This window comes from Bradyrhizobium sp. USDA 4341 (assembly GCF_054063755.1).
The window spans coordinates 1806286-1831658 of the sequence record NZ_JBSSGO010000002.1 but is presented as its reverse complement, the minus strand read 5'-3'; the positions used below and the strand labels follow the sequence as shown (position 1 = coordinate 1831658).

Here is a 25373-nt window from a genome sequence, read left to right as displayed (position 1 = left end):
CTCAAAACAGGCACTTCGGGCTGATAACGTTCGCTGTTACCGCCTCAGCCGCCTGATCTGCTGCTGCCGGCTTTCGATCGGTTGCCGCACGGTCGCCGAAGCCGTGCAGGCTTGGCTGAGTCTTTTTCGTTCCTGCCAGGGCCGCACCACGTTGAGCCACAGCTCGCGCATGCCCATGATCGAGATCGAGATCCCGAACGGGATCAGGAAATAGAGGATACGGAACACGACCAGCGTCGCCAGCAATTGCTCCTTGCTGAACTCCGGCAGCGCCACCAGCATCGCAGCGTCGAACACGCCGATCGAGCCGGGGGCGTGGCTCGCAAAGCCGAGCAGCGTCGCCAGGATGAACACCACCGCCAGCGAGACGAAGTCGATATGCGGCTCGGTCGGCATCAGGAGATACATCGCGAGCGCGCAGAAGCCGAGATCGACCACGCCGATGATGATCTGCAGCAGCGTCAGCTTGGCCGAGGGCAGCACCACCTTCCAGCCGTTCTGGCCGAGCTCGCGGCGCTTCTCGCCGGTCAGGAGCCAGACGAAATAGGCGCCGATGCCGGCAAGGCAGCCGAGCGCGATCAGCCGGTTCATCGCCGGCGGCAGCAGGTCCATGGCCGATGCCGCCGCGGGGTGCCAGGCCATGCCGAAGCCGAGCACGAACAGATTGCCGAGCCAGAAGGTCAGGCCCGAGAGAAAGCAGATCTTGGCGACGTCGATCGCGGAGAGGCCGTAGTCGGAATAGATCCGGAAGCGGATCGCGCCGCCGGTAAAGACGGTGGCGCCGATATTGTGGCCGATCGTGTAGCTGGTGAAGCTCGACAGCGCTGCGATGCGGTAGGGGACGTGGGTCTTGCCGATCGTACGCAGCGCGAAGAAGTCATAGAAGGTCAGCGTGCAGAACGCCCCGACGACGCAGAGCGCCGCCAGCGCGATCCGGTGCGGCGCGATGTCGGTCAGCGCGGTGAGGATGATACCGGTGTCGACGCCCTTCAGGGTGTGGACCAGCGTCGTGACCGCGAACGCGATGATGAGCACGCTCGCAGCGACCCCGAGCCGTTTCCAGCCGATCTTTTCCTTGAAGCCACGCCCAAGCGTGGTCAGCAGCCGAAGCATTCATCCTCCCGGCAGGGACAATTTCAGTGGGACCCGGTCACGGACGGCGACGGGTGACGGGCAAACGCACCGTACGCGATGACCCATAAGGCAAAACCGATGCGTTGTGCAGCCCTTGACAAGCCAACCTTCGGCTCCCGTCCAGCGTTGTTGTCATACTGGCTACATATGTTCTCGCGCTGCGGAATGTGAGTCGCAGCTAGGTCGTCGTCCGCGACGGGACCACCGCATGTTCCGTCGTCCTTCAGCCGTTCCTGGCGATTTCGTCGGTATTTTTGCCGATTTTGCCGTCGTCGCAGCGCTACTGCAGGGCCGTCGGAGCGGAGCGAATAGACGTTATGCATCAGCGTGGGGGACGTCCGGGCCGGCTGCGCCGTTTACCAAAGCGTGAAGTCGATGTGCGCATGTGCGTGATCCGGCTGTGGACCGCCGTTCGGGCCGGAAATGAGGCGCCCGGGGGGCGGTCCGTAGGTCTATTGAGGCAAAACGCCGCGCAACATCGCCGCGGCCACGCGGTCCCGGCCGGCACGACGATGCCACACTTCGATCCACAGCGAAGTATCATTGAGAAACGAAGACCTATCTCTCGCATTGGTTGCCCAGAGCGAGGTCAAGACCATGCAACAGACATCCCCGAACCTCCGTCGCGTGCCGGACCAGCGCGCGGGGTCGCATCAGCAGTCGACCGGGCTTGCGGCGACGTTGACGCTCGCCGCGATGAGTCTCGGTTATGGCGTCGTGCAACTCGACGTCACCATCGTCAACACGGCGCTCAACGCCATCGGCGGCTCGCTCGGCGGCGGCGTTGCCGAGCTGCAATGGGTGGTCAGCGCCTACACCATCGCTTTTGCCGCCTTCATCCTGACTGCGGGCGCGCTCGGCGACCGGATCGGCGCCAAGCGCGTTTTCATGGCCGGCTTTGCCATCTTCACCACGGCGTCGGTTGGGTGCGCCGTCGCGCCTGATGCCGTGACGCTGATCGCCGCGCGCTGCGTGCAGGGGCTGGCCGCGGCCATCCTGGTGCCGAACTCGCTCGCGCTGCTCCGCCACGCCTATGCGGACGAGAAGGCGCGCGGACGTGCGGTCGGCGTCTGGGCCGCAGGCGCGAGCCTTGCCCTGACCGCAGGCCCGCTCGTCGGCGGCGGGCTGATCACGCTGGTCGGCTGGCGCGCGATCTTCCTGGTCAATCTGCCGATCGGCCTGGCCGGGCTGTGGCTCGCCTGGCGCTTTGCCGGCGAAACCACGCGCCATCACCAGCACCGGCTCGATCTGCCGGGACAAATTGCGGCGATCGCGGCGCTCGGCACGCTGGCCGGCGCGCTCATCGAGGGCGGCGCGCTCGGCTGGGACAGCCCGTTCGTGGTCGCAGGCTTCGCTCTGGCGGCCGCCTTCTCCGTGCTGTTCGTTTGGCATGAGGCGCGCACGGCGCAGCCGATGCTGCCGCTCTCGCTGTTCAGCAACAGGATGTTTGCCCTGACCTCGCTGGTCGGCCTGCTGGTGAACGTTGCGTTCTACGGGCTGATCTTCGTGCTCAGCCTCTACTTCCAGCAAGTCAACGGGCTGTCGGCGTTCGCCACCGGCCTCGCGTTCGTGCCGATGCTCGGCGCCGTGCTGCCCGCCAATTTGATCGCGCCGCATGTCGCGGAGCGGATCGGCGCGCCGAGGACGATCGCGCTCGGCGCCGCGATCTCGGCCGCCGGATGCCTGGCGATGCTGTTCATCGGTGCAGGTACCGGCTATCTCGCGATCTGCCTGCAACTGCTGGCGATCAGCGGCGGCCTCGGCCTGCTGGTGCCGCCCCTGACATCGGCACTGCTCGGCAGTGTCGAGCCGCAGCATGCCGGGATCGCGGCCGGGGTGCTGAACGCGACCCGGCAGACCGGCAGCGTGCTGGGTGTCGCGCTGTTCGGCTCGATGGTCGGCCGGTCCGCAGCCTTCATCGCCGGCCTGCATGCGGCACTCGTGATCTCCGCCGGCGTACTGCTTGCCGCCGCCGCGCTGATCTGGATCGGCGCATCATCACAAGCGCGGCAATGAGCGAGGCGGTCGTTGCGCGGTCGCGGCGCGGCATCTAACCTTGCGCGGTCGGGGACTGTCGCCGAGGGGGCTGGTCAGATGCCTGCACCAATCGACCGTCGTCTGTTGCTGCGCCGCGCCGCCATGCTCGGCGCCTCGCTGCCATTTGCCAACCTGATCGGTCCGGCCCGCGGCGAGGCGCCCGGCCTGATCGCGCGCAGGGTGTTCTTCGACAATCCCGATTACATCAATGTCCGCCTCAGCCCGGACGGGACGCAGCTGTCCTATGTCGCGCCGCTCGACGGTGTGAACAACCTCTGGGTCGCCCCGCTGTCCGATCTCAAGGCGGCGCGGCCGGTGACCCGTGTCACCGATCGCAACATCTCAGCCGGCTATCGCTGGGCGCATACCAACCGCCATGTGGTGTTCTTCCGCGAGCGCGACGGCGACGAAAACTGGCGTGCCGCCAGCGTCGACATCACCGACGGGAAGATTGTGCCGTTGACGCCGGAGACCGGCGTCAAGGCCTTCCTGCAGGAGTCCGATCGCAAATTCCCCGAGGAGATGCTGCTGCGGCACAACCAGCGCGACAAGCGCTACTTCGACATGTACCGCGTCAACATCGTGACCGGCGCCAGCGAACTCGTCTACGAGAACCACGACTATATCGCGCTGATCACCGACAGCACATTCCAGCTCCGGCTGGCGTCGCGCCTGATCGCAGACGGCTCTGCCGAGGTGTTCGAGCGCGGTCCGGACGGCAGCTGGGCGCCGTTCATGACAGTGCCGATCGCCGAGACCGATACGACCCAGCTGCTGGATTTCAGCGCCGACGGCAAGACGCTGTACCTGATCGACTCGCGCGGCCGCGACAAGGCGGCGTTGTTCGCCCTCGACATGGCGACGCGCCAGACCACGCTGCTTGCCGCCGATGATGATGCCGACATCGTGCGGGCGATCTTCGACGAGAATCGCCGGCCATTGGCGGCGCTGGCGATCACAGACCGGATGCGCTGGCACGCCGTCGATCAAAGCGTCGCCAACGACCTCGCCGATCTGGGCCGCTATGGCGGCGGCGACATCAGCTTTGTCAGCAATAGCGACGATCTTCGGCTCGGCACGGTCCATTTCGAACGCGACACCGAGAGCGGTGAATACGCGCTGCTCGACCGCAAGACGCGCGAGGTGCGCAAGCTCTACACCCAGCACCGTGCGCTCGACGGTCTCGCGTTGCGCAGGCTCGAGCCGGTCGTGATCCCCTCGCGCGACGGCCTGCATCTCAACTGCTACCTGACCCGGCCGGTCGAGGCCGCAGCCGGCACGGTGCCGCTGGTGCTGGTGATCCATGGCGGGCCGTATTACCGCGACACCTGGGGGTTCAGCCCGGTCCATCAATGGCTCGCCAACCGGAGTTATGCGGTGCTTGCCGTCAACTACCGCGGCTCGACCGGCTTCGGCAAAGCCTTCATCACCGCCGCCGATCACGAGTGGGGCGGCAAGATGCATGACGACCTGATCGATGCGGTCGATTGGGCGATCGCGCAAGGCATCGCCGATCCGAAGCGTGTCGGCTTCTTCGGCGGCAGCTATGGCGGCTATTCGGCGCTGGTCGCCGCGACCAAGACGCCCGACGTCTTCGCCTGCATCGTCGACCTGTTCGGCATCTCCAATCTCGTCACCTTCATGGCGACGATCCCGCCCTATTGGGGTCCGTGGATCAGCGTCTGGAAAAATCGGCTCGGTGATCCCGGCACCGAGACCGGTCGCGCGTTCCTGGTCGAACATTCGCCGCTGACCCACATCGACCGTGCCGTGAAGCCGATCCTGATCGCGCAGGGCATGCGTGACGTCAGGGTTGTGGCGGCCGAGTCCGAGCAGATGGTCAATGCGCTCAAGCAGCGTGGCGTGCCCGTGACCTACATCACATTCGCCGACGAGGGGCACGGCTTTGTGCGGCCGGAAAATCGGCTTGCCTTCTACGGCGTCACCGAAGCGTTCCTCGCCAAGCATCTCGGCGGTGGTTGCCAGCCGATCGGAAACGATTTCGCCGGCTCGTCGCTCAAGGTCGAGACCGGGGCTGAACTGGTGCCAGGGTTGCGCGGCTAAGACGAACTGCACCAGCGGATTGCGGGTTTCCCCGATTGCCTCGCGTCCATTCAAGGCTTTTTCACCATGCGTGAAGCCTTGTTGCGGTGCGGTTACCGTTCGTACACGAATGCGCCTGTTTTTATGGGTCCATAAATGGGGCCTATAATGTTTCGCGTTCTAACCTGTCTCACCCTGGAACATGACTGGCGGTTGGTCGTCCTCGGTGGCGTGATCTGTCTGCTCGCCAGCGCCGTCGCGATCAGCCTGTTTCACCGCGCCCGCGCGGCAGAAGGCCGAGCCCGCGAGATCTGGATCGGTCTCGATGCGGCGGTCGGCGGTTGCGGCATCTGGGCCACCCATTTCGTCGCGATGCTGGCGTACGATCCCGGCATCGAGGCCGGATACAACATTCCGATCACGCTGCTGTCGCTGGTGCTCGCGGTTGCGATCCTGGCCGTCGGCCTGGCGGTCGCAACGCTCAACGAACGCTGGCAGACGGCCGCCGCCGGTGGCGCGATCGTCGGCGTCGGTGTCGCGGCGATGCATTACACCGGCATGCTGGGGCTGGAACTGCCCGCGCGCATCGTCTGGTCGCCCGGCATCGTCATCGCATCGATCGTATTCGGAAGTCTGTTTGGCGCGCTTGCGCTGGTCGTCGCCACACGCGGCGAGCGCCTTGGCACCACAGCGGCTGCGACCGGTCTTCTGACGGTTGCGATCGTCTCGCATCATTTCACCGGGATGGGTGCGGTGACGCTGGTCCCGGATCCGACGATCGTTCCCGACGGACTCTCGGTCTCGCCGCGCGTGCTCTCCTTCATGACCGCGGTTGCGGCCTTCGCGATCCTCGGCCTCTCGCTGATCGCCTCCATCCTCGATCGTCGCGCCAAGACCGAGCTTCACAAGCAGAAAATGGTGCTGGATACCGCGCTCGAGAACATGTCGCAGGGACTGTGCATGTTCGATGCCGATGGCCGCATCATGCTGTTCAACGAGCGCTACAGCGAGATCATGGGGCGCAATCGCGTGCCGCTGCAGGGACGCCTCTTGATCGACGTCCTGCAGGACCTCCATTGCATCGGTGAGTGGGACGGCGATCCCGAGGAATTCTGCAACGCGCTCCTCGCCGAGGCAAAGGCCGGCCACAGCGCGACGCGGATCGTCAGCCGCAACGAGCGCGCGATTCGTGTCGTCGATCAGCCGATGAAGGGTGGCGGCTGGGTCGCGACCTTCGAAGACATCACCGAATGGCAGCAGGCCCAGGAACAGATTTCACACATGGCGCGGCATGACGCGCTGACCAATCTGCCGAACCGGACGTTGTTCCGCGAGCAGCTGGAGAAGGCCTCGAGACTGGCCAAGCGCTCCGACCAGCTGGCGGTGCTCTGCCTCGATCTCGATCATTTCAAGGAGATCAACGACACGCTCGGACATCCGATCGGCGACGCCCTGCTGCGCGAGGTCGCGCGCCGGCTGGGCGAATGCGTGACTGAGCACGACACCGTGGCGCGGCTCGGCGGCGACGAATTCGCCATCGTGCAGTTCTGCAGCAACTGCGAGCCGTCCGTGGTGTCGTCGTTGGCAAGTGCGGTGGTCGAGCGGATCGCAGCACCCTACGAGATCGGGGGCCATCAGCTCGTGATCGGCGTCAGCATCGGCATCTCGCTCGCGCCCGAGGACGGCAAGGATCCCGACGAGCTGCTGCAAAAGGCGGATCTGGCGCTGTATCGCGCCAAGGCCGACGGCCGGGGCACCTATCGGTTCTTCGAGACCGGGATGGATGCGCGAGCGCAGGCGCGCCGCCTGCTCGAGCGCGACCTGCGGCTCGCGCTGCAGCGCGACGAGTTCGAGGTCTATTATCAACCGATCCGCGATGTCGTGGGCGATCGGGTCGTCGCCTTCGAGGCGCTGGTGCGCTGGAATCATTCGCTGCGCGGGCTGATCGCACCGAACAATTTCATTCCCGTCGCCGAAGAAACCGGGCTGATCGTGCCGCTGGGCGAGATCGTGCTGCGCAAGGCTTGCGCCGAGGCGATGAGATGGCCTGCGGACATCGCGGTCGCCGTCAACCTGTCTCCGGTGCAGTTCAAGAACCCGAATCTGGTGCCGTCGGTGAAGGCGGCGCTGGAGGCGTCAGGCCTGTCGGCGGACCGGCTCGAGCTCGAGATTACCGAATCGGTGCTGCTGCAGAACAGCGAGGCGACGCTCGCGGTGCTGCACGAGCTGCGTGGTTTCGGCGTCCGGATCTCGCTGGACGATTTCGGCACCGGCTATTCCTCGCTGAGCTATCTGCGCAGCTTCCCGTTCGACAAGATCAAGATCGACCGTTCGTTCGTGACGGACCTTGCGACGCGCGAGGACTCGATGGCGATCGTGCGCGCCGTCACCGGTCTCGGCAAAAGCCTCGGCATCGTCACCACCGCCGAGGGGGTCGAGACCGATACCCAGTTCGACCTGCTGCGTCGGGAAGGCTGCACGCAGGCGCAGGGCTATCTGTTCAGCCCGCCGCGGCCGGCGGCTGACGTCGCCAAGATGCTGCGCCGGGCGCCGGAACGGTCGGTCGCCTAGTTCCTGCGCTGGGCAAAATAGGCGCCGCAAAACGCCATCACGGCGCCGAGGCACAGCGCGGCGAGACCGGCGAGCACGGCGGAAATGGTCGAGACCGTGCTCGGCGCCGCCGCGGCCTGGCCGGCGCCGGCCAGCATCAGCACGCCGACGACGATCAGGAACTGGCGCATCCGCTGCGGGATCTGGCCGGCGACCGCGCTGTGCATCAGATTGGCGGTGAAGTAGCCGCCCGAAAACCCGACGCTCGCAATCAGCCACCACGCGATCGCCGCGCCTGCCGGCATGAACTCGTGGGTATCGGAGCGCCACAGGCCGCCGAGATCGAGCCCATACCGCGCGCCGAGCATGTGCACGGCAAGCGCCAGCAGCACGCCGGATATCATCGCGCCGCCGAGGATGAGGTAACGCGGAAAATAGGTCGTCTCGGGCATGGCTCGCTTGTAGGATAGGCGTGACATCCCATGCAAGCGCGCGGATGTGTCTGAACAGGTGGAACGGCGGATTGCCAACAACGTTGCAGGACCGGCCGGAGGCAGGCGAGGGCGCGCCGGTGCGCTATGCCTACAAGGCCTCATTGATCGGCTCGGCGCACCAGTTCGAGCTGACCGACGACGGGTTGTCGTGGCGGATCGCCGGCAGGTCGGGCGTGTGGGATTACAAGGACATCTCCGCCGTCAAACTGTCCTATCGCCCGGTCTCGATGCAGCAGCAGCGGTTTCGCGCCGACATCGACAATGCTAAAGGCGGGCGGATCGCGATCTTGTCGACCACCTGGCAGACCGCGACGCTGGTCGCGCCGCAAGGCCATCTCTACCGCGACTTCATCGTCGAGCTGCATCGCCGGATGCAGGCGGCGGGCAGCACGGCCAGGCTGGTCGGAGGCCTCGGGCCGAAGACATATACCGCAGCGCTGGCGCTGCTGGCGTGCCTTGCCGTGGCGATGACCGGATTGCTGGTGATGGCGCTGCTGGCTGCGAACTGGATGGGCGCGCTGTTCCTGGTCGGCTTTGCCGCGCTGTTCACCTGGCAGGTCGGCGGCTTCGTCACCCGCAACCGCCCGCGGCGCTACAGCTTCGATCAATTGCCTGATGGGCTTTTGCCGAAGGCGGTTCGCAATCGGTGAGGCGGCCGCTCTCGCGACCGGACTGTAAGCGGGCTGTAAGCAACACGCTGTAAACTCAGCAACCGATTTGCTTCAAGCTGGAGTGTCAGATGACAATCCGGACCCCCCTTCTGGCTCTATGCCTTGCGCTCTTGAGCATCTCCCCGGCTCTTTCCAAGGGCAGCGTAGGCAACAAGCATGATCCGCTTGATCACAATCACGTCGACAATCTGCCGCCCGACGTGCGGCAATATGTTGCCGGAATTTGCAAGGGAACGCCTGTCGCGCAGCACGACTTTGCGACCTACTCACCGCAAGAGAAGCGCTGGCGGATCAACCTCGAATATCTGCAGTGCGGCGTGATCGGGGAATATCGCAGGGGCAACCAATGCCTGGATGTGGATTTCGTAGCCGAGGGCGCGCATTTTCGTCTCGTGAGAAAGACGTATGCGGCCTGTGGCTTTTGATGCTCTGGCGCTCGGATCAACGAGAATAGGCCGCTGCGAGTGCCGCGATCGCGAGTGCCGCCTGTATTCGATTCTGGGCCGCTGCGCCGCTTCGGAGTGAGCGTGCGCTGTCATTCCGTCGAATCAAAATCCTCCTCGGTCGCGCTCAGCATTCCCGCCAACGTCCGCAGGCCGAGGTCGAGTTGCTCCATCGGCGGCGCGGCGAGCGCGAGTCGCACCGCATTGGGCGCGTGTCCCGGCGTGGCGGCGAAGGTGGTCGACGGCGTCAGCGCGATGTCGCGTCGTGCCGCGGCCGCGACCAGGGTCTGCGAGCGCCAGTGCGGCGGCAAGGTCAGCCACAGATGATAGGATTTCGGGTTGGTCTGGATCTCGAAATCGGCCAGATGCTTGGCCGCGATCTGCTGGCGGCGGCCGGCGTCGATCCGCTTCAGCCGTGACAGTTCGGCGGCGGTGCCGTCGGCCATCAGCCGCTGCCCGGCGGCGAAGGCGTAGCCCGATGCGGTCCAGCCGCCCGAGCGCACCGCGGCCATGATGCTTTCGCGCAGCCGCGGCGGCGGGACGATGAAGCCGAGCGCGAGACCGGGCGCGACCTTCTTCGACAGGCTGTCGAGCACGATGCAGCTGTCCGGCGCGAGCGCGGCCAGCGGCACCTCATCGTCGAGGAATCCGTAGACGCCATCCTCGATGACGACGAGGCCGAGCTTCTCCACCACGCGCAACAGCTCGGCGCGGCGCTCGGCCGGCATCGTGATGCTGAGCGGGTTCTGGATCGTGGGCTGGATGTAGAGCGCGGACAGATGCGCCTCGCGGTGCGCCTTCTGGACCGCGTCAGGGCGTACGCCGTGCTCGTCCATCGCAAGCGGCACCAGCGCGATGCCGAGCCGTGCGGCAATGCCCTTCACGAACGGATAGGTCAGCGCCTCGACGCCGCAGCGTCCGCCGGGCGGCACGACCGCGGCGAGCGCAGAGGCGATGCATTGCCGGCCATTGGCCGTGAACACGATCTGGTCGGGATTCGGCGCCCAGCTCTTGCGTGCCAGGAATTCCGCGGAGATCGTGCGCGCCGCCCGCGTGCCGAAACTGGTCGCCGGCCGCAGCGCGCCCTCGAGCACCTCGGGCCGCTCCAGCCCTTCGAGGCTCTTGGCGATCATCGTCGCCTGATGCGGCAGCAGCGGATAGTTGAATTCGAGATCGATGCGGGCGCCGCGCGGCTCGGTCGGAGCGGCGATGCCGCGGCGCGCCTCACCGGACACAAAGGTGCCGCGGCCGACTTCACCGACCACCAGCCCGCGCCGCAACAGCTCGGTGTAGACCCGGCTCGCAGTCGAGACCGCGATGTTGCGGTCATAGGCGAAATGGCGCTGCGGCGGCAGGCGGTCGCCCGCCTTCAGCGCGCCGCTGGCGATCTCGGCGGCCACCGCATCCGCCAGCTTCAGATATTCGAACCTCGACATTATTGCACCGAGAGCAATGTTTTGCTTGCTCCGAGCAATGTACCGGATCATTTAAGAAGGAACAAGCCCATGATTGCACCGAGGAGCGCGCAAGCGATCCGAGGTTACGACGGCGCAGGTGTCGAAACGGCATTTGCGTCAACGGCATAGATTTGTCGTTTGGGCATCGAAGGAGATGACAATGACGACGATATACTCAGCTGCGACATCGCCCGCGCGGTCCAGCATGATGGACGGATTGCTCCGATTGATCCGAGTGTGGGGCGATGCACTCGCGACCTATTGGGTGCGCCGGGAGGCGATCAAGACGCTGCGCCAGCTCGATGACCGGACGCTGCGCGATATCGGAATCTCGCGCTGCCAGATCGAGCCCGCCGTCGCCGGCGATCTCGATATGGAGCTGGTGCGGATCCGTTGAACAGGACCTTGGTGCGACGGCTTCGCGTGATCGGAGCGATCGCATCGCGGACGGCCGCGATGGTTCGCGGTGCGGCTTCGAGCAACCAGTGTTTGAGCGTGGCGAAGAACTGTTCCGATTAGGTCGCGTCCGGACACCTGGTGCCGGTTGCAGAATTCACCGAAACTACACCAAAGAAGCGGAACAACCCCGGTTTGTCGCCGCCGTCGCTCCAAGGTTGTGGCGCTCTATGCTAGCGTATTAGTTGCGTACGCTAGCGTTGTAGTTGGGGACCGATGGCCGCTCGCAAATTGTCGCAAGGGCAGGCCCCGACCCGGGAAGCGCGCCGCCGCTGGCATGAGGAGCGGTCGCTGCGGTGCGCCATCAGATTGGCCCGCATGGGTTACTGGGAGTCGCAGAGTGCCGCGGCGACCGATTTCTGGATATCGCCCGAGCTTGCTGCCTTCTACGAATTCGAGACGGTCGACGGCTACGTCCCCATCGCCACGGTGCGCGAGCGCTATCTGCCTGAAAGCCGGAAGATTCTCGCGGCGCATTACGCGGCCTGCTGGGCGGAGGGGCAGCCCTATGCGGTGCGGACGAGGCTCCGCAGTTCCGATGGCAGCCTGCTCGACTGCGTGGTGCATGGCGAGCCGGAATTCGACGCGCGCGGTCAGGTCCGACGCGTGTCCGGCATTGTCCGCGACGTCACGGAGGAGACCTCCGCGCTGCGGCGCCTGACGGAGAGCGAGCAACGGCTGGCCGATTTTGTCTCTACCGCCTCGGACTGGTGCTGGGAGAGCGACGCTGCCCACCGGCTGCTGCCCTATCCCAAATCGCTTGCCGGCAATGCGGCCTTCCAGACGGTGGCTTCCGGCGGCAAGGCGCGCTGGGAACTGGCTTATGCACCCGAGGACGGGGAGGCCATGGCGCGGCACCGGGCCGACATGGAGGCCCATCGCCCTTTTCGCGACTTCACCTATACGCTGATCGGCCAGGACGGGTCACGCGTCAGTATCTGCACCAGCGGCAAGCCCATCTACGCCGATGATGGCACCTTTCTCGGCTATCGCGGCACGTCCAGCGACATCACCCAGCTCAGGGCGGCCAAAGCTTTGCTCGACCAGCGCACGCGGGCGCTGGAGGAGGCCCACCGGCTCGGCAAGATCGGCACCTGGAGCTACCGTCTGGACACCGGCCGTACGACCTGGGCGCCCGAGCTCTACCAGCTTCTCGGCTTCGGCCCCGACAGGTTCGAGCCGACCGATGAGAGCATGAGGCCCTATTTCGTGGACGGCGACGCCGACCGCTTCAAGGACCTGCAGAGGAGGGTCGTCCGCACCCGAAGGACCGAGGCCACCGACCTGCGCATCCTGCACGCGGACGGCACGGCCCGCGATCTGGCTGTCATCTGCAAGGCGGAGGTTGCCCACGACAAGGTCATCGGCATCATCGGCACCGTGCAGGACGTCACCGAGCGCAAGGAGGCTGAGCGCCAACTCGAGCAGCTCGCCTATACCGACCCTTTGACCGGGCTCGCCAATCGCGCGCTGTTCACGCGCCAGCTCGCCGCCCTGATCGAGGGCTGCACCCGGCACGACCGGGGTGCCGCGCTGCTGCTCATCGATCTCGATCGCTTCAAGGAGGTCAATGATTCCCTCGGCCATGCCGCCGGCGACAAATTGCTGATCCAGGTAGCGGCTGCGCTGCGGCAGGAGCTGGGGCCGCGCGCCTTCATCGCCCGGCTCGGCGGCGACGAATTCGCCGTGCTGGCGGAGGGACGCGGCACGTCCGACGCCGCGCTGACCGGGCTTGCCGATCGGCTCATCGGCAAGCTGTCCGTCCCCGTCGATCTCGCCGAGGGCGAGGCCTTCGTCGGCGCCACCATCGGCATCGCCCGGCTGCCGGAGCATGGGGCGACGGCGGAGACCGCCGTGCGCAATGCGGACTTGGCGCTCTATATGGCCAAGGAGGCCGGGCGCGGCCGGGCGCAACTGTTCGAGCCGGTCTATGCCCAGGCAGTCGATCAAAGGCTCGATCTCGGCCGGCATCTGCGCCACGCGGTTGAGGCTGGCACCCTCGAGGCCCATTACCAGCCGCAGGTGGACCTGAGGACCGGCCGCGTCACCAGCTTCGAAGCGCTGCTGCGCTGGACCCATCCCGAGCGCGGACCAATCTCGCCGGCGGAGTTCATCCCGATCGCCGAAAGCTCCGGGCTCATCGTCGATCTCGGCCTGTGGGTGCTGCGCGAGGCCTGCCGGCAGGGCCGCGCCTGGCTCGATGCCGGGTTGCCGCCGCGCTCCGTCTCGGTCAACGTCTCGCCGGCGCAGATCTGGAACGTGGATTTCGATGCGGCCGTCTCGGCGGTGCTGGCGGAGACGGGCTTTCCGGCGAAGCTGCTCTGCCTGGAGCTGACCGAAAGCCTGTTCGTGGATCATACCGAGCAGCGGATCAGCCGCACGCTGTCGGCGCTCTCCGGTCTCGGCGTCCGGCTGGCGCTGGATGATTTCGGCTCGGGCTATTCCTCGCTCGGCTATCTGACGCGCCTGCCGTTCCACTGGCTGAAGGTGGACCGCGCCTTCGTGGACGGCATTTCCACCGCGCCGGAGAAGCGCAAGCTGCTCGGCGGCATCATCGCCCTGTCGCACGGCCTGGGCATGACTGTCGTGGCGGAGGGAGCCGAATTGCCGGCCGAAGTGGACGTGCTCGGCGGGCTCGATTGCGATCTGGTGCAGGGCTTCGTGTTTTCCCCGCCCGTCACCGCCGACAAGGCGCCGCTGGTGGCGGCCAGCATCGAGCGCGCGGCGTGCCGGATCCAGCCAAAACGCAATCGCCTTTAGGCGAACACCGCTTTGGCAGCATTCTTTTGCCCGTGGCTTTGCCTCGATGGTGGCCGCTGACCAATTAGCTAGGCCGTATTCTCACAAATCGGAGTTGGATGAGGGGCGCTTGACGTCCGCTTTCACCCTGACAGCGGCGAGAAGGCGGACCTCGCCGGAGGTTCGAGAAGGGTCAGCTTCAGACTCATGCATCGCAGCAGATGGAGCCCTTATTCGGTCCCTCGTTGGCGAGGGTAGCCTTGCCGGCTCTTCAACCCAGAGCGCTTTTGCGGTCTTGAGATTGATCACAACTCTAACGAGGCGGTGAGCCTTGCCGGAACGGACCTTCGTCAGCCAGCGCGGCATGACTGAGAAGGGCCAAAGCAGTTGTTGGCACTTTAGTCCTTGTCGAGCTCTCCGATATGACGCTGGGCATATAGCTCAAGACCGATCCTCGCGACAAGTTCGATCTGGGTTTCCAAAAAATCGATATGCTCTTCCTCATCGTGCATGAGTTGCTCAAACAGATCCCGTGTCACGTAGTCTTCGACCTGATGGCAATGGGTCGCGGCTTCAGCGTAGAGGGAGCGCGCCGACAATTCGGCTTGCAAGTCGCTATCGAGCACGCCCTTCACGGTCTTCCCGATATGAAGGGATTCCAGCGTCTGCATATTGGGAGATCCATCGAGGAAGATAATGCGTTCGATGAGCTCGTCTGCATGTTGCATCTCTTCAATCGATTCCTTGCGCCACATCTTGGCCAGCACCTTGTAGCCCCAATTGTCGAGCAGGCGGTAGTGCAGCCAGTATTGGTTCACCGCGGTGAGCTCGTGGCGAAGCGCTTTGTTCAGGTATTCGATAACATTTTTATCGCCCCTCATGCTCTGCTCCTTTTCGCGTGTGCTGTTCGGATCGACTGGTTAGAGTTTAGCCTCTCCATGTTCGGTTCGAACTGTTTGGGACGTCTACCGTTCGCCGTGAGCGGCGACGCATGGAAAGGGCTGCTCGGCGTTGACTTGCTGCCGTTCGTCACACATGAGGTGGAGATTAATCCCGCTGCCGCGGCAAAAAAAGGCGCAGCGAAATCGAACAGGGGAGTTTGGCCATGATCGAGGGAGTCAGCGCGGTCACACTCGGCACGCATGAAATGCCACGGGCTGTCCAATTCTACCGTGCGCTGGGGTTTGAGGTACTGCATGGCGGTGAATGGTCGTCGTTCACTAGCTTTCGAGTAGGTACGAGCTACCTCAACCTCATCGACCAACCTGCCGAACGACGCTGGTCCTGGTGGGGTCGGGTCATCTTCTACGTCACCGATGTTGACGCGCTTTACGAACGCGCGCTCGCGGCAGGTTACAAGCCGGCGACCGTGCCCCGCGATGCCGAATGGGGTGAGCGCTTCTTCCACCTGGTTGATCCCGACGGCCACGAACTCAGTTTCGCTCGACCTTTGCTTCCGGCTTCCGTCCAATAGCGGATCGAAGCAGCCTGCATTCCAATAGTCGCTGCGAGAGGGTATTGTTCCGACAGACGGCCATCGCCCTGACGTCGGCTTCGGCTCGGGCTATGGCGCGGTCTCTCGAGCAAAGATCAAAGGATGGCAACGAACGGTCGCACCGTCACCGTATTCGGCGGAACCGGTTTTCTCGGCCGCCGTATCGTTCAGCATCTGCGCGGTCGCGAGTTTCCCGTCCGGATCGCGTCAAGGCATCCAGATCGCGGGCGCAGTCAGTCTGGCCCTCATGATCCGCAACTTCAATTGGTCCAGGTCGATATTCACGACGTACGGTCTGTCGCGGATGCACTTGCCGGCGCTTACGCCGCCGTAAACGCGGTCAGCCTTTACGTCGAGCACGGTCGGGAGACGTTTCATTCCGTTCATGTCGAAGCCGCCGAACGGGTAGCAGCCCAAGCGCGCCGGACCGGAGTCAAAAGGCTCGTTCACATTTCAGGCATCGGCGCCGATGCCGCGTCTCAATCGCGGTACATCCGAGCGCGTGGCGAAGGCGAATTGGTGGTCAGGGCTGCCTTCGCCGACGCACATATCATCCGACCGGCCGTCATGTTCGGACCGGACGATGCGTTCGTCACGACCATCCTCAAGCTTCTCCGCCGGCTCCCAATCTACCCGATGTTCGGCCGCGGCTTGATGAGTCTGCAGCCTGCCTATGTGGAAGATGTGGCGGAAGCGACGGTTCGGATCATCCAGCGAGCCGAGACGCGACCGACGATCTTCGAGTGCGGCGGCCCTCGCGTCCACTCTTACGAGGAATTGGTCGGAATCGTCGCGCGCCAGGCTGATCTCGCGCCCATCCTGGTCCCCATCCCGTTCGCCGTTTGGCACGTGCTGGCATGGGCCTCCGAAATACTCCCGGAGCCACTTCTCACGCGCAATCAGGTGGAGCTCATGCAGATCGACACCGTGTCATCGCCGGAGATGCCTGGCTTTGTCGAACTTGGGATTTCGCCGTACTCGGTTGAGGCGATGCTCCAAGAGATGCTGTCGAAGCGCGGATGAAGAGGGCTCATCGGTTAAATCCGCTTCAGATGGCGGGTTCGCGCGCTACTGTTACAGGACGCTATGGTGTATCCGCCGTTCGGCGGCAGCGATATGACTGTGCGCCGTCGGCTGCTGCAGATGACGCGATGGGTCAATCGCGTCGTCTTTGCAGTCGGCCAGCTATTTCTGGTCTACCCTCAACTCCGGACATGTCGCTGCATTGCGCCAACTGACGGGATGGGCCAAGAGCAGACATTGAAGCGAGTCGTTTCGCGCTCAATCCCTCGCTCTTTCGAACGCGTGCCGCATAACCTTTTGCTCATCGCTCGTCATTTGCGTCGCGCCAAGCTTGTAGGTCAGCTTGTCGATCTTGCCGGTGAAGCGGAACGGCAGCTTGTAGCTGTCATCCACCGCCGTGCGGGTGTCACTCCCGATGTCAAAGGTTTCGTCGATCGCCATCAGGAAGGGAATCGAGTGCGGCATCGACTTTTTGGCGACCTGCTTGCCATCCACCGTGAGCACGCCGGTGCCGCCCTTGCCGGGGCCGGGACCGTCATACTTGAAGTCAAACACAATCGTGTGCTTGCCGGGCTTGAGCGCGTCGCCAAGGACATCGCGATTTCCCACGCCGCCCTCCCAGCGATACCGCTTGAGATTGAGCATGTTGTAGGAAAACACCGGCTTGCCCTTGAGCAGATAGAGACCGTATCCGCCGAAGCGGCCGCCGTAAGTAGCGATCATTCCTTCCGCGCCGCCCTGGGGAACGGTTATCTCGGCGGTGATGGTGTAATCTTTGTTGAGGATGCTCGGGGTGTTGCCGTCGGGGATGCCGGCATTCTCCCCTTTGAAGGTGAACTCCGTTCGTCCGGCGGTAGCGCTCGGCCGCGGTGTCACAATGCGCGGCAGGATCGAGTTGTCCAGCGGCAAGACCTGGTATTTTGCCGCCTCGGTCAGGAACAACGCCTGCATCTCCTTCAGCTTGTCGGGATTCTTGGCGGCGAGGTCGTTGTTTTGCGAGAAGTCCTCGGTGATGTTGTAGAGTTCCCATTTGTATTCGTTGATCTCAGGCAGCTTCGCCGTTCCCAGGATCCACGGCGGCACCGGCGGCGTCGTATTGGCATACCAGCCGTTGTTGTAGATTCCGCGATTGGCGAACATCTCGAAATACTGCGTCTCGCGTTTTGATGGTGCGTTGGCGTTTGCCTTGTCGAACGTGTAGGCCATGCTTACGCCTTCGATCGGCTTTTGCGCGATGCCGTTGACCGTGGCGGGCGCCTGGATGCCGGTGGCCTCGAGGATCGTCGGCACGATGTCGATCATGTGGTGGAACTGGGTGCGGATGCCACCGGCGTCCTTGATGTGGCCTGGCCATGATATGGCCATGCCTTGCCTTGTGCCACCGAAGTGCGATGCCACCTGCTTGGTCCATTTGAACGGCGTATCAAACGCCCACGACCACGCGACCGACATATGCGGGTAGGTCTTGTCGGAGCCCCAGGCCTCATAGTTCAGCATCAGCTCGGCTTCCGGGAGGTCCAGAATGCCGTTGTAGGCGGTCATCTGGTTCGGAGTTCCTTCAAGCGTGCCTTCGGCGCTGGTGCCGTTGTCGCCGCTGATATAGATGATCAGCGTGTTGTCGAGCTTGCCCATGTCCTGAACGGCCTGGATCACGCGGCCGATCTCATAGTCGGTATAGGCAGCGTAGCCGGCGAACACCTCGGCCTCGCGCGCGTACAGCTTCTTTCGCACGAAGGACAGCGAGTCCCACTTCGGCAGCGAATCCGGCCAGGGGGTGAGTTGGGTATTCGCGGGGATGACCCCGAGCTTCTTCTGGTTGGCAAAGATCTGCTCGCGGAGCTTCTCCCAACCCATGTCGAACTTGCCCTTGAACTTGTCGATCCATTCCTTCTTGGGCTGGTGCGGCGAATGCGTGCCGCCCGGCACGTAGTAGACGAAGAACGGCTTGTCTGGCGCGGCGGCGTTCAAGCTGTTCATGTAGTTGATGGCATCATCTGCCATGTCGGTGATGAGATTGTAGTTTTGCTTGCCGATCCATGGAAATACCTGGGTCGTGTTGCGGAACAGATAGGGTGTCCACTGGTCGGTCTCGCCGCCCATGAACCCGTAGAAGTATTCGAAGCCCATGCCGACCGGCCACTGGTCGAACGGACCAGCCGCGCTGTACAGATAGGTCGGAGTGTTATGGTTCTTGCCGAACCACGACGTGGCATATCCGTTGTCGCGGAGAATGGTTCCGATCGTTGCGCTCTCTTGGCCAATAACGGAATTGTAGCCGGGGTAGCCGGTCGACATTTCGCCGATCACACCATACCCCACCGAGTGGTGGTTGCGGCCGGTGATCAGCGCCGCCCGCGTCGGCGAGCAAAGCGCGGTTGAGCAGAACTGCGTGTAGCGCAGCCCCGACTCGGCGATGCGATCCATGTTCGGGGTCGGGATGACCCCGCCAAAGGTGCCGGAAACGCCATAACCCTGGTCGTCGGTCATGATCAGCAGCACGTTTGGCGCGCCCTTGGGCGGCACGACCGAGGGTGGCCAATACGGTTTGGAATCTTTGGCAGTCTCGTTGATCACGCCGCCGAACTTTGGCGGCTCAGGCGGAAGCTGCTTGCCGTCGAGCGTGATGGTGGCACTGGGCGCGCCCGGCGTGCCCGTGATCTGTTGGGCCGAGGCGTCCGGCGAGAGCGACATGCACAGAAGGATACTTGTCGATGACAGGAAACTCGCAATTTTGATCACGATGCTCTCCCTACGACTGATAGAGGCGCCGAAATAATATTTCGCCGTGGAGTAGCTTAGAGGTATCGCCGCGCGTGTCTATGCAAATTCGATCCACCGGAGCGCGCGCGGGGTTTATCTGGGCGAGGATGGTCCGTTCTGGGTCAAACTGAGACCTCGCACCGACGGGTCGGCACTTCCCGTCTTCATTCGGAAGCGGACATCGTCACGGCCGTCCGGCATGTCTCAAGAGGGCCAACAACAGACTCATGCACTGCAGCAAGACGCTCTCGATTTTGGCTTCGCTTTATCGGCGATGGCCGCAGGCAGCGTGTAATGATCGGACTTCAAGCCCTCCCGAAGCATGAGCGGGAGGCCTGTTGCCAATCTGCTCGCCAATGTGGCGCTCGATCCGCTTGGAAAGGTCCCCGAATTCAAGTTTTGCGCCATGCGCGTGAAGCCAGTGGCGATTAGGACAGCGGCGGCCGAGCAGACGACGGCCGCGATCAATCGCCCGGGGCCGCTGTCAGTTGGCGAGAGGCGGCTGCGGCGCGATTTTGTTCTGCGCGATGATGGCTTCGGCCCGCGCGAGATTTTCCAGCAGGCGCTGGCTGGTCAAGACAAGGAAGTAATAGCCGAACTGCGGGTTTTGGAAGTAGATCTCGAGCAGCTTTTCGTAGCTGATAGTTAGAACGCGGCCATCCTCGATACATTCGATCGTCGCGGTCCGGCGGTTGTCGGGCGTGAGGAAACCAAGCTCGCCCATCAAACGCCCCGGCGAAAGTTCGACGTTGATTTCGACGACCCGGAATTTGCCGGTGACGGTCAGCAGCATTTCTTTGGCCGCGTCACCTTTCCTCATCAAGATATCGCCCTTGCGATACTTGCGGTCAGTCATGAACGGCTTGAGCCACTCCATCGACATGTCGCCCTGCGTTGCGGTGCGCGCCTTCTTCACGAGAGCGAGCATTTGACGGAGACGGTAGGCATTGATGGGAATCATCAGGAAATACAGAAGAAAGGTCGTGACGGCTCCGGTGAGCGCACCGAAGATGGCGAAGAACGCGCAACCGATCATGTTCGCGACCCGCAGCGGCACCATCGTGTGGGTCAGCAACGTGGCGACGAAGAAGATCGCGCCGATCAGGGCGAACATATTGGCAAGGGTGATGTTGTGCAGGAAGAGCTCCAGCAGGCGGTTGAAGATGGCGTCCCAGGTCACGTTGTTCGGATCGAGGCCCATTTGGACCAGAATCTTCGCGAACCTGAGGTTGTCGGTTGCTGCATCGAGGATGCGGTCCAGCATGATGGACATATCTCCTTTTGGAGCCGGTGAGGCCAGCTTACCGGAAGTTGTTATTCCCAGCGCAGCAAACTTGACCACCCGACTTCCGAGATGGGTCAAACTCGGAAGTCGCGCGGCCTTCCGCCGAAGTCCGCTGGTCCCCGGTGAGCAGTCATCCGTGGGCCGCGCGATGAGGTCCGAAGAGGGCCAACAACGGACATAGAGGCAGGCTTCGGATCGCCGAGTTTGCATAGTCAGCGGTCGCGGAGGCGCCTGACTTCTCGAAGCTAGATCGATCTGGGAGCAGCGCACGCGCGCTTGAGCAAAAGCCATAAACTGGAAGGGAGTCCGAGAATGTTTGCGACGACCGCGATAGCAGTCGGAGCTTGCTCTGGCCGGCAACCCCGATCATGCGAATGGCTTAGGGACTGAGCGGCGTGAGGGCGTTGCGCAGTGGCGCGCTGGAAATTTGCATCAAACCCGCAAATGGCTGACCCAGCTCCAGGACTAGGTAGATCGCCCCGGCGGCCGACACTGCAAAAACGAACAGCGAGACGAAAACGGTTGCGCTGGGTTTGGCAAACAAGCCGAAGCTTCCAAAGATGATGGTGAGCCAGAAAATCAGCACCACCAGGAACGGCATAGGGATTGAGTTGCTCGTCTGTGCGAACAGCAGCAGGCGGGTTTGCGCAATGTCGGTGGCGATCTGTATGGCCCTGGCTTGCAGGGAACGCTGGGAATCGTTCTGCGGCGAAAGCTGTTGAAGCTTCGCAAAGAATGCGTCGCTTGCGCCGCTCACCTCGAAGGGACGCGTCTTGGCAACATCGGAACTGTTCTCGCGCCACATTCGATCGGCTAAAACCGCCGTGCCGCGCCGTAACAGATTGCGTAGTTCGGTCGCCTCGGGTCCGTACTCCGCCAGGAGATTGTCGAGCAGGACAATTTTGCTCGTCATCTGCGTGACTTGAGTGCTCTGCGTGTCGTAGGAGCCCTTCGCCGAGGCGATCAGCAGGCCAAGGACAAGCGCGGCTATCGTCCCGATGAGGCCGGTGCCGAGCCTGACCACATCCTTGTCATCTGTGCTCAGGTGATGCCCAGGAAGGAACATACCGACCAGGGCGCCGCCTGAGATGCATACAAACGTGATGCACGATAACGCGATTGCATTCATGATTCACCAGCGTCGCGAGGCAGCGGCCGTCTCTCTGTTGGTCGTCCAGCTTAGCAACAAAGCGGCGAGCTCGATAGGCCGTAGGTTCAAGCTCGTTCGCCTGAGCGCAGCCTCGGTCTCTGCCGCGTATCGTTGACGGGGCATCGTCGTGGCTTGTCAGTACACCCTGCGCCGAACAACGGGCGCCCGCGGCGCGACAACCGCACCAGCAGGACGGACGACTGGCGCTCTCACCACGGCAGCCCCGCCGCCGGCGGCGACGCAGCCAGCGCGGACCACTCCACGCGCGCAAACGACGGCGCTCGCTTCCATCGTGCTTAGGGCAATGAGGCTTGCTGCCAGCAATACAGGAACTATCAGATGTTTCATGACTGCTCTCCTTGGGTTGCTGTCAGTCAGTTCCGCGTCGTGCGGCGATTTATTGCGTATCGCTCAAGCCGCTGAGGCAATGGCGGGTTTCTTCGCCAGCAAGGTGCGTCGGTCGTGAATCAAGCTCTCCAGCCTGTGGGCTGCCACGTTCAGTGTGGCATCATCCACCGCGCTCTCGTCTCCGGCCGCGGATTTGGCACGTTCCGCCTTTAGAATGCTGTCGATTTCTTCTTCGATATCCGACAGCTCGGCCTCTGCTTCGACTTTCCGGATCCGCCGCGCCAGGGCATAGAGAGAATCCAGCGGGCCTTCGGTCGTGCGGTTGCCGATGCCCAGGAATTTCCACGCCGCCGCAAGCATGGTGGCAGCACCACCCAGCAGCATCGGCGTCAGATAGATCCAGTTGCCGTATTCATCCATGAAGCTCTGCGTGGTGCTGTTGTAGACGGCTGCCGCTCCAGGGTGCAGCGGAAGGTAGGCATCCTGGTCGGTGCTGGGCGCGGTGATCTGCGCGAAAATCGGCTGCTCGCGCAGAAGATCCCTGCGCACGCTCATGATCGCCTGCGTGAGGTGGGTTACCAGATCAGTGCCGAGCTTCTTGTGCGCAACCAGGTATAGCGAGGTCCTCAAGGTTGTCAGGTCGTCTTCCGGGACCGGAGGCGATCCTCGCAGCGTGCCCTTCGGGACGTCGAAGCTTTCAAAGGCACGTTCGGCCTCTGCAATTGCCGCCGCAGACTCGATTGGGATCAGTACCGGGACCTTTTTATGGTCGAGCTGAAAAAATCCGCGAACGAGCGAGAGGTATTTCTCGGCAAGCGGGATCGTGACGAGCAGGGCACTGACCTGTTTTGACAGAACGGCTTGCCGGACATCCGTCAAAGCAAGGTTCTTGAACGTAACTTTTGCGCTGGTCAGATCATATTCCCTGGTCAACGCGTCTACAATTTTGGCGTTCGCTGCTCCGCCGATCACGCCGATCGTGCGTCCCTTCAGGCTGCCAATGCTGTCGATGGACGATCCCGGCGGCGCGATGATCAGTACGACCATATGGCTGACGACGACAACGGCTTGCGCCTGCGACAAGTCACCAACATCGCCCCGAACCACGGCGAGATCGACCTTACCCGCGGAGAAGGCGTTAGCGGCCTCAAGTGCGGTGCCGCTGTCGATAACCTTGAGGCGCACCGGTGCGTTCGTCGAGAGGAGCTCGCTTGCTATCGCAGACATTGCCTTGGCGGCCTCGCCGTCGATCGAGCCGACCGCCACGGTCAGCGTTGCGGGGCGGGTGTAGTACCGATAGGCAAGGAGACCTGCGCCTGCCGCAAAAACGGCGACACCGATAAGCAGAAAAAAGCGAAGCCAGAGCGGCAATTTTATCGACATCATGCTCGTCACTCCAGACGCGTCAGCCGACGGACATTGCTTCGTGCCTTAATTGCAGCGCGTACAACCGCCCGCAAGCTCGGGGAAATTGAATGGTATATAACAGAATTGTGGGCCGATGTCCGGCTAGGCCCAAGTCCGAAACGGGTCAAACGCGTCGGTTTGACCCTGCGTCAATCACTTCCGGTCTACAACCCATAAGCAGACAATTTCAGAGACGTCGGCATGTCTCAAAGGGGGGGCCAATAAGCGACGTCCAGCAGCGTTGGGGTCATCCAATTTTGTATAGTCTTCCAAATCGACTAGGCGTAGGCTTATTGAGCCCCTCTGGAAGTGGACACACTCCGGCTTGAGCAGAAGCTGCAAGAGAGGATGCTCAAATGTTGACGAAACGTGATCTTCTTCGTTCAGCCGCCCTGGTCGCCATCACTGCATCAACGGCAAAGTCCGTCCCAACGTACGCACAGACGAGCATCGACCGCCCAGGGTTTTTCAAGGCAAAAGACATAGCAGAGGCTGGCTTCATCTACGGCCTGCCGATCGTGATGAACTATGCCGTCATGTACGAGTATGCCGTCGATCGCAACTCCGGGCAGTTCAAAGCTCCGTTCAATCAGATCAAGAACGAGCCCAATGTCTTCACCTACAAAGACACCGCTATTCCGACACCGAACAGCGACACTCCCTATTCGTTCGTATGGATGGACTTGCGGGCAGAGCCCGTCGTCTTGTCAGTCCCGGCGGTGGACCCGAAGCGCTACTACTCGGTCATGCTTTGCGACGGCAATACATACAACTATGGCTATATCGGCAGCCGCGCCACCGGAAGCGAGGCCGGCGAGTACATGGTTGTCGGACCGGATTGGAAGGGCGCGACCCCGCCCGGGATCAAGAAGGTGTTCCGGTCGAGCACACAGTTTTCGGTGGCAGGATATCGCACCCAGCTTTTCAACCCGGACGATCTCGACAACGTGAAGAAGGTCCAGGCCGGCTACAAGGCGCAGACGCTCTCTGCCTATCTGAAGCAGCCGGCTACGGCGGCTGCTGCGGCGGCCATCGACTTTCCGAAGATCGACAAGGAACTCGTGAAGACGAACTTCTTCGAGTTTCTTGACTTCGCGTTACAATTCGCTCCGCCGCAGGAGAACGAGAAGGAGATACGAGCCCAGCTTGCCAAGATCGGTGTCGGACCGGGCAAGACCTTCAACTTCAAGGACCTTCCGCTGGAGCAAAAACTCGAAGTTGGCCTCGGCATGAAGGAAGGCGAGAAGAAGGTCGACGAGGCTATCGCCAACGCCGGCAATGCAATCAACGGCTGGCGGGTTAGCGGTCTTCCGGGTGACAGTGCCCACTACAATGGTGATTGGCTGAAGCGCGCCGCTGCAGCAAAGGCCGGTATTTACGGCAATGACCCCGCGGAAGCGACCTATCCGCTCACGCGCATTGACAGCGACGGACAGACGCTCGACGGCAGCAAGCACAACTACACCCTGACCTTTCCGCCGGGCCAGCAGCCGCCGGTCAACGCTTTCTGGTCGCTGACGATGTATGATGGCAAGTCGCAGCTTCTGATCGAAAACCCGATCAACCGCTATCTGATCAACTCGCCGATGCTGCCGGATATGAAAAAGAACGCGGATGGATCGCTGACGCTGTACATCCAGAACAAGTCGCCGGGCGCGGACAAGGAGTCGAATTGGCTGCCGGCGCCCAACGACACGATCTATCTCGTGATGCGGCTGTACTGGCCGAAGACGGAGCCACCTTCGATCCTGCCCCCGGGCGATGGGACATGGCAGCCGCCTGGCATAAAGCGGGTCTCATAGAACGACCGAGATAGCGGCCACCCGCAGGTACGAGCACCGCGCTGGTGAATTTCATCGCCAGTGCGCGCGGCTGCCTGAA

Annotated in this window: 18 protein-coding genes; 10 read left to right on the top strand and 8 right to left on the bottom strand. The window is 62.9% G+C overall.

Annotated features, from left to right (window positions below; genetic code table 11):
• Positions 1-36: 36 nt before the first annotated feature.
• A complete protein-coding gene (locus tag ACVIGB_RS14755; protein ID WP_456654859.1) occupies positions 37-1113 on the bottom strand; it encodes a lysylphosphatidylglycerol synthase transmembrane domain-containing protein in 1077 nt (358 codons plus the stop codon).
• A 618-nt stretch (positions 1114-1731) separates the two neighbouring features.
• Between ACVIGB_RS14755 and ACVIGB_RS14750 the strand changes: the two genes are divergently transcribed.
• The 3 genes from ACVIGB_RS14750 to ACVIGB_RS14740 all read left to right on the top strand — a co-directional run bounded on the left by ACVIGB_RS14750 (position 1732) and on the right by ACVIGB_RS14740 (position 7785).
• Entirely contained in the window at positions 1732-3150 is a 1419-nt protein-coding gene (locus ACVIGB_RS14750; protein WP_456722080.1) for an MFS transporter, read from the top strand.
• Between the two features lie 78 nt (positions 3151-3228).
• On the top strand, positions 3229-5235 hold the full coding sequence (locus tag ACVIGB_RS14745) for an alpha/beta fold hydrolase (RefSeq protein WP_456722081.1): 2007 nt from the start codon (positions 3229-3231) through the stop codon (positions 5233-5235).
• Positions 5236-5382: 147 nt separating this feature from the next.
• Positions 5383-7785, top strand: coding sequence for an EAL domain-containing protein (locus ACVIGB_RS14740; RefSeq protein WP_456722082.1), 2403 nt, complete (start codon positions 5383-5385; stop codon positions 7783-7785).
• Here the strand turns inward: ACVIGB_RS14740 and ACVIGB_RS14735 are convergent.
• The gene (locus ACVIGB_RS14735; protein ID WP_092115447.1) at positions 7782-8216 is read right to left on the bottom strand and encodes a hypothetical protein; all 435 of its coding nucleotides are present in this window, start codon (positions 8214-8216) and stop codon (positions 7782-7784) included. The two genes, ACVIGB_RS14740 and ACVIGB_RS14735, sit on opposite strands and share 4 nt — an antisense overlap.
• Positions 8217-8299: 83 nt before the next feature.
• On the opposite strand from ACVIGB_RS14735, the gene ACVIGB_RS14730 reads away from it, so the two are divergent.
• Positions 8300-8908 (top strand): hypothetical protein, encoded by a 609-nt coding sequence (locus ACVIGB_RS14730; protein WP_456725171.1) that lies wholly within the window; start codon positions 8300-8302, stop codon positions 8906-8908.
• An 89-nt stretch (positions 8909-8997) separates the two neighbouring features.
• Complete coding sequence (locus ACVIGB_RS14725) at positions 8998-9354, top strand: hypothetical protein (protein WP_143046638.1); 357 nt, start codon at positions 8998-9000, stop codon at positions 9352-9354.
• 110 nt (positions 9355-9464) lie between these two features.
• Here ACVIGB_RS14725 and ACVIGB_RS14720 read toward each other — a convergent pair whose 3' ends face one another.
• Complete coding sequence (locus ACVIGB_RS14720) at positions 9465-10808, bottom strand: aminotransferase-like domain-containing protein (protein WP_456722083.1); 1344 nt, start codon at positions 10806-10808, stop codon at positions 9465-9467.
• 181 nt (positions 10809-10989) lie between these two features.
• On the opposite strand from ACVIGB_RS14720, the gene ACVIGB_RS14715 reads away from it, so the two are divergent.
• Together ACVIGB_RS14715 and ACVIGB_RS14710 are read left to right on the top strand one after the other, a co-directional pair.
• Positions 10990-11226, top strand: a complete 237-nt coding sequence (locus ACVIGB_RS14715) for a DUF1127 domain-containing protein (RefSeq protein ID WP_456722084.1) — start codon at positions 10990-10992, stop codon at positions 11224-11226.
• 488 nt (positions 11227-11714) lie between these two features.
• Complete coding sequence (locus ACVIGB_RS14710; protein ID WP_456722085.1) at positions 11715-14045, top strand: EAL domain-containing protein; 2331 nt, start codon at positions 11715-11717, stop codon at positions 14043-14045.
• 377 nt (positions 14046-14422) lie between these two features.
• Here ACVIGB_RS14710 and bfr read toward each other — a convergent pair whose 3' ends face one another.
• Positions 14423-14905, bottom strand: coding sequence for a bacterioferritin (gene bfr / locus ACVIGB_RS14705; RefSeq protein ID WP_456722086.1), 483 nt, complete (start codon positions 14903-14905; stop codon positions 14423-14425).
• 224 nt (positions 14906-15129) lie between these two features.
• Here bfr and ACVIGB_RS14700 point away from each other — a divergent pair, with 224 nt between their 5' ends.
• Positions 15130-15498, top strand: a complete 369-nt coding sequence (locus tag ACVIGB_RS14700; protein WP_092115441.1) for a VOC family protein — start codon at positions 15130-15132, stop codon at positions 15496-15498.
• Between the two features lie 123 nt (positions 15499-15621).
• Positions 15622-16542 carry a complex I NDUFA9 subunit family protein gene (locus ACVIGB_RS14695; protein WP_456722087.1) on the top strand — a complete coding sequence of 307 codons (921 nt, stop codon included), beginning with the start codon at positions 15622-15624 and terminating at the stop codon, positions 16540-16542.
• 258 nt (positions 16543-16800) lie between these two features.
• On the opposite strand, the gene ACVIGB_RS14690 is transcribed toward ACVIGB_RS14695, so the two are convergent.
• The 4 genes from ACVIGB_RS14690 to ACVIGB_RS14675 all read right to left on the bottom strand — a co-directional run bounded on the left by ACVIGB_RS14690 (position 16801) and on the right by ACVIGB_RS14675 (position 23471).
• Positions 16801-19233 carry an arylsulfatase gene (locus ACVIGB_RS14690; protein WP_456725172.1) on the bottom strand — a complete coding sequence of 811 codons (2433 nt, stop codon included), beginning with the start codon at positions 19231-19233 and terminating at the stop codon, positions 16801-16803.
• Positions 19234-19786: 553 nt separating this feature from the next.
• Positions 19787-20575 carry a Crp/Fnr family transcriptional regulator gene (locus ACVIGB_RS14685; RefSeq protein ID WP_456725173.1) on the bottom strand — a complete coding sequence of 263 codons (789 nt, stop codon included), beginning with the start codon at positions 20573-20575 and terminating at the stop codon, positions 19787-19789.
• A 391-nt stretch (positions 20576-20966) separates the two neighbouring features.
• A complete protein-coding gene (locus ACVIGB_RS14680) occupies positions 20967-21716 on the bottom strand; it encodes a bestrophin-like domain (protein ID WP_456722088.1) in 750 nt (249 codons plus the stop codon).
• 432 nt (positions 21717-22148) lie between these two features.
• A complete protein-coding gene (locus ACVIGB_RS14675; protein ID WP_456722089.1) occupies positions 22149-23471 on the bottom strand; it encodes a TAXI family TRAP transporter solute-binding subunit in 1323 nt (440 codons plus the stop codon).
• A gap of 377 nt (positions 23472-23848) precedes the next feature.
• Here ACVIGB_RS14675 and ACVIGB_RS14670 point away from each other — a divergent pair, with 377 nt between their 5' ends.
• Positions 23849-25294 carry a DUF1254 domain-containing protein gene (locus ACVIGB_RS14670; protein WP_456722090.1) on the top strand — a complete coding sequence of 482 codons (1446 nt, stop codon included), beginning with the start codon at positions 23849-23851 and terminating at the stop codon, positions 25292-25294.
• The last annotated feature ends 79 nt before the right edge of the window (positions 25295-25373 follow it).